3 protein-coding genes and 1 tRNA gene are annotated in these 5,980 nt (G+C 58.5%); all 4 read right to left on the bottom strand.

Annotated elements, in window-relative coordinates:
- On the bottom strand, positions 1–915 hold a 915-nt coding region (locus tag L0H65_RS13030), incomplete at its 3' end, for a calcium-binding protein (RefSeq protein ID WP_367651995.1).
- 308 nt (positions 916–1,223) lie between these two features.
- Positions 1,224–4,262, bottom strand: a complete 3,039-nt coding sequence (locus L0H65_RS13035; RefSeq protein WP_301459484.1) for a Hint domain-containing protein — start codon at positions 4,260–4,262, stop codon at positions 1,224–1,226.
- Positions 4,263–5,084: 822 nt separating this feature from the next.
- Positions 5,085–5,168, bottom strand: a tRNA-Leu gene (locus L0H65_RS13040).
- A 65-nt stretch (positions 5,169–5,233) separates the two neighbouring features.
- On the bottom strand, positions 5,234–5,980 hold a 747-nt coding region (locus tag L0H65_RS13045; RefSeq protein ID WP_301459485.1), incomplete at its 5' end, for a neutral zinc metallopeptidase.

A 5,980-nucleotide genomic window follows, 5' to 3' on the forward strand; every position in this document is an offset into this window, starting at 1 on the left:
CGCGCCACCGACCAAGCTGTCATTGCCACCCGGTCCTGCCACTGGATCGCCTCGCGTGCCAATGGAACTGTCGCTTTCAAAATCACCGATCAGCGTGTCATCGCCCTCGCCGCCGATCAGGGTGTCATCCCCCTCCGCGCCGACAACCGAGTCATCGCCGATCCCGGCATCCACGGAATCGTTGCCAAGGCCGGACCGCACGGTGTCATTGCCATCCCCGGCAAGCACCACATCATCATTGTTGCCTGCTGCGTTGTCGTTGGCATCAATCCGGTCGCCTTCAGGGTCCAACGAATAAAGATCATCAATCAGATCGTCGCCCGACGTGCCTTCGACGATGTAATTCAGGCCCGAATCTGAAAAGCTCATATTGCCGATGCCGAAGGCACCGCTTCGGCTGTAGTCATCGCCGTGATCAAAAATGAACTCGATCTTTGATACCGGGCCTGCAATGGTGACCGGAACACTATCCGCCGCGCCCGAGGTTTCGACGTTCGGACTGGCGCTGCCTGTACCGCTGAGCACGTTGCCAACGTTGGAATGATATGGGTCGGCAGTCAGGTCACCGAAATTGACCGCTTTTACATTGCCGTTCGCATCCGTCACCAGAATTGTCAGCTTGTCGGCCCAGCCCCCCGCCTGGGTTTGCGGATTGAAGGCCTGGGCATCAATGTCATAGATCTCAAAACTGAAATTGCTGACCGGCGAGTCGAAGTTCAACGTGCTGGTCACCGATTGCGTCAGACCGCTGACCCAAAGCCCCGCTGCCGCAGGGGAGCCGTTGGTCATCGAACTGGCGGTTTGACCCATCGCATTGGTCGCAGTGGAAACCGTGACCCCGACGGTATCGGTTCCATCCGCCAGCGAATAGGTTCCATTGCTGCCAACGCTGGCCCAATCCAAAGTATACGGCATCCCGACCTCACGAATTTTTACTATGTTTTATATCCCCCGGACGCGACAAAATCGCGGCACCGGGGCAGAACTCTTCAGCTTCATCCCTGCGCGGAAAAAGCGGCGGGAGTTGGGCGGCTTCGTGACGGTTCCGCAGCAGGACGGGTCAATCCCTGTGCAAATCAATCCGCCGATGCACCCGGAATCGCGGCAGCGCTTCCTCGCAGTTAATACACGCACAAACCAAAAAAAGGGGGCGTTTCCGCCCCCTTCCCTTGCGCCGGCAATTTTGGTTGCAGGCTGCTGCATAAACCGTTTCCCGCCAGCCGTCAGCGCACCAGTAATTTCGCTTCGTGCTTTTTCAGGGTGCGACGTGCTGCGGCATAGCTTTCGCGGCCTTCCTCGGTCTTGAGTTCCGGGAAGATCTCGAAAATCTCATTGCGCTGCGCGTTGCCCATGCCTTTCAGCGTCAGGTCACCCGGTTGGAAACTTTCCGTCCAGGCTCCATCGGACAGCACAACCTCATGCTGATCGAACATGAAGTGGAGATAGCTGGTGCCGATGCTTTCGACCTCGAATATCCCCTTGCCGCCGGTCAGATGCTTGGCCGGGACAAGCACTTCATGCTCATCAAAGTAAAGCGCGGTACGGTCGTTCGACACCAGAACGCGGTGGTTCGGGCTGACCATCATGTCCCGCTCCGGCAGACCGTTGCCAAGGCTGCCACGGCGGATCATCACCGGGCGCAGATGCGGGTTGGCCGTCAGCGCCGCCCAATCCATCTTCTTCACCCCGGTCCAGCGGATTTCCTGAATGCCGTTGTCGCGGGTGATAACCCGGTCGCCGACCTTCAGATGCTCCACCGGAACCTCACCCTTCGGCGTGGCAATCATCGTTCCCGGCGTGAAGCAGGGAATGACATTCTCGATATTGATGAAGTCGAGATGCCCGGTCGGGTTGCCATGCTCGTCAAAGAAATGGACAGTGCCATTCTCCGGGTTGGTCGGGGAATATTGCACATGCAACGGGCCAGCGCCCCGCAGGTCAAGCGTGTCATAGTCGTCGCCGTTCTCATTCCCGTCGATGAAGTTGACCGAACCATCCGGCTTTTCGCCGATACCGGCAAGTTGGTTGTCAACGATGAACACGTCACGATCCGCACCGCCATAAAGCGAGTCGACACCTTCGCCACCGCGGATGGTGTCATTGCCACGGTCGCCATACACGGTATCATTGTCGATCCCGGCGTCGATCAGATCATCGCCAGCACCGCCATAGATCAGGTCGTTGTCGTCCAGACCGAAGATGGTGTCATTGCCATCGCCGCCATAGATCGTGTCCATGCCGTTGTCGGGCCGCAGGTCGGGGAACGCGCCGACATCCGGGATGTTCACCGAGTCCGGGTAGGCCGGGGACAGACCGCCATAGATCAGGTCGTGGCCTTCGTTGCCCTCGATATAGTCGGAACCTTCGCCGCCGACGATCGTATCATTGCCATGGCCGCCGTAAATCGTGTCATCATCCACGCCACCGTCGATATTGTCATGGCCGACGCCGCCATAGATCAGATCGCGATCATCGCCGGTGGTGATGGTGTCATTGCCATAGCCGCCATAAACGGTATCGAGATCGTTGTTCGGGTCGGTATCCGCCGGGTAGAGACCTGGGTAGCCACGATCCGGCATGGGAAGTCCGGGGGCCGAGGTGTCGATCAGGTCATCGCCAACGCCGCCTTCGACGTAATCATTGCCGGCCCCGCCGATCAGCGTATCATTGCCGTATCCGCCGAGCAGGGTATCATTGCCTGCGCCGCCATAGGCGAAATCATCGCCCGCGCCGCCGTTGATGGAATCGTTCCCATCCTCGCCGTAAAGCGTGTCATTGCCATCGCCCCCCAGCAGCGTGTCGTCGCCGGGGCCGCCATAGACCAGATCATTGCCGGGACCGGCGTTGACGTGATCGTTACCCAGACCGGCATAAATGGTGTCATCACCACTGCCCGCACGGATGCGGTCATCGTTCGGTGCATCGCCCGGCAGGATCGCATCATTGTGGTCGACCATGTCGCCATTCGGATCGCCGGTGTAGAACGTGTCGATATAATCGTTGCCCGCTGTGCCGTCGACATAACCGTCCGGCCCCGAGCCACCACCACCGACCGTCACCGTGGCGATGCCATCATCAGTCAAGCCGTCCGGGTCGGTCACGGTATAGCTGATCACCGCCGCACCACTGAACCCGCCGGTCGGCGTAAAGGTGACAGAGCGGCCATCAGGATTGACCACCACAGTCCCATTCGCCGAGGTCGGCGTGCCAAGGATCGACAGGCTGGAATTCGGGTTGTCAACATCGGTATCATTGGCGATCAGGTCGATCACCACGGGTTGCCCAACCCCTGTCGATGCAGTGTCATCCACCGCAACCGGTGCGTCATTCACCGGGTTGACCGTCACCGTCACCGTCGACGAGGACGTGTTGCCATCGGGATCGGCGATTTCATAGTTGATGGTATCCGTCCCGTTGAAATCCGGGTTCGGCATGTATTGCAACGCGCCATCCGGCGTCACGGTAACAGTGCCGTTCGCGGCGGTCGGGGTGCCGTTGATCGACAACGGTTGACCATTGGGGTCCGTGTCATTGTCCAGAACCGGAATCTCGACCAGCGTATCCTCATCGGTTTCCGCCGTATCCGGGTTCGCCGTCGGATCACCCGAAAGGTTGTCAACCGTGTCGGAAATCGAGAAATATTCCGCCGAGCCCTGGAAATAATCATCAAGGTTGTTCAGCATGTCCGGATCGGATTGCGACTGTCCGGCGCCGATCATCCACGGCTGGCTGTCCGACCCCTGATCCATCGTCAACCCGGCAGGCACCGTGTCATCATAGGAATCGGAAGTGGTCAGGTTGTTGATATGGACCGCACCACCGCTGGCTTCGTCCCAGGAATAGCTGACGTTGACCTCATCATTCGGGTTCACAAAACCCGCGCCGGTATTGAAGGTCGTCGTATCGCCTGCGGATTCATGCGAGATCTGCACAGACCCGTCCGGCATCACCTCGATCCGGAAGCCACCGGGATGCTCGCCGACCGAATCGCGCGACAGAACCGTGTTCGGCCCGGTGCCGACTTGCTGGGTCTGCGAGAACTGGATTTCCAGCGTACCGCGCGACAGTTGGAATTCGTCATCCGGGTATATCTTTACCTTGTCGTCGACGCCATCAAGTATGGCGCGGCCACCGCTCGGATGCGCGCCGTTGAAATAGGCACCATCCTCTGCGCCGTTCGCGAGCGCGGAATCGGCAGCAACCAGGTAGCCGCCATTGTAGACGCCACCATCATTGAAGTTGTACAGAGAAAAAACAGGCATCTTCCAAATTCCTCACATCAGCAGAGACCCAGGGTTCAAGACCAAGGACGCCCCATCAAACACGGCAAATGCTGCCGCAAGCTCAACGCGAACCGGGGAATCCCGGTCTCTACGCCATTACGAAGCCAGTCCGATGGAGTGAGGAGGAAGGTGCTGCATCGCGGCTTTGGGGCTATGACCCGAAAGTCGCAGATAACGAAGGGTAACACACCCCTTTGCGGCAGCATCTTTCACTTGCTATGCGCCACAAACCGGCAGCGCATGCACCACTCATACCGACCGCCCCCACGGCCACGTCCCTATCCAGATAGAGACAAACAATTAATACAGCGAGTTGAACGGGACGAAAAGCAAAATCGCTGCACCAGTCACCGTTGCGGCATGGTTAAGGCGCGGTTTTGCCACATGAAAGCCGTATTCCTTCCAGTGACATCGGAGAGGTGATTGTTTCCGATTTCGCACCGTCAACCTAGCCAGATCGGCAGGTTTGGCGGGGTTCCATGTACCAACTATCACTAATCCGGCAAATTGCCGCCCATACTGTTCGCGATTTCGAAACAAAAACGGGGGTGATTCGGGCGTTAATCACTTTTGTTCATTTCCGCCGGTCACGCTCACCCCACCCTATCCTCAGCGCCGTCCCCGGAAACAAACCATCGATTTTCTGCTGCAAAACCCGTCAACTAGCAACAATCATGGTAAACGGGCCGAATCACTTCGCCTAAAATCTTTCGTTATTCCGCCACATTTGTCTGAACCGGATCGCCGCAACCGAGTGGCTTCGGTGGGACCGGCATCCAAACTCGGAAGAAGGTTGAAAACTGGTGCCCGAGGGGAGACTCGAACTCCCACGTCTTGCGACGGGGGATTTTGAATCCCCTGCGTCTACCATTCCGCCACTCGGGCCCAGTGGGTGCGATGTAGCGCGCCTTTTGCGGCGCGTCAATCGGCAGTCAGCCGCAATTCCAGATTTAGGGATTGCGATTGGAGAATGTATCGCAGTCGCCCAACGCACCGGAGTCATACCCCGTCGCAAACCAGCGTGAGCGTTGTTCCGAGGTGCCATGCGTAAAGCTGTGCGGGCTGGGGATACGTCCGGCATTGCGCTGCAAGGTGTCATCGCCAATGCGCTTCGCCGCGTTCACCGCCTCTTCCAGATCACCGCGGTCGATACTGCCGAATTGCTTTTGCGCGTGGCGCGCCCAAATGCCGGCAAAACAATCCGCCTGCAATTCGATCTGAACCGAGATTGCGTTGCTGTCAGCCTGGGACACGGTGGAACGCACCTCATTGGCCTTCGACAGAATCCCCAGCTCATCCTGAACATGGTGGCCGATTTCATGCGCGACAACATAGGCCGCCGCAAAATCGCCCTTCGCGCCAAGCTGCTTGTCGAGTGTCACGAAGAAATCCGTATCGAGATACACTTTCTTGTCGCCAGGGCAGTAGAACGGCCCGGTCGCCCCGGACGCACCGCCGCAAGGTGATGCCGTAACGCCCTTGTAAAGCACCAAAATCGCAGGGCTATAGCTGCGCTGCAACTGATCCTTGAACACATCGGCCCAGACCTCCTCGGTATCGGCCAGCGTCACTGCCACGAATTTGCCTGCCGCCACATCTGCGGGCGTCATCTCCGCCGGGGGACCGATCTGTGCGCTGGACGGTCCGCCGCCCTGATCCTGTAACAATGGCGTGAGGTCGATGCCGAGGAAATAACC

This window comes from Pseudorhodobacter sp. (assembly GCF_030452865.1).
Lineage (GTDB): Bacteria > Pseudomonadota > Alphaproteobacteria > Rhodobacterales > Rhodobacteraceae > Pseudorhodobacter.

Excerpts from the sequence above, each read along its gene's own strand:
- L0H65_RS13035 (WP_301459484.1), bottom strand. The coding sequence starts at position 4,262 with ATGCCTGTTTTTTCTCTGTACAACTTCAATGATGGTGGCGTCTACAAT.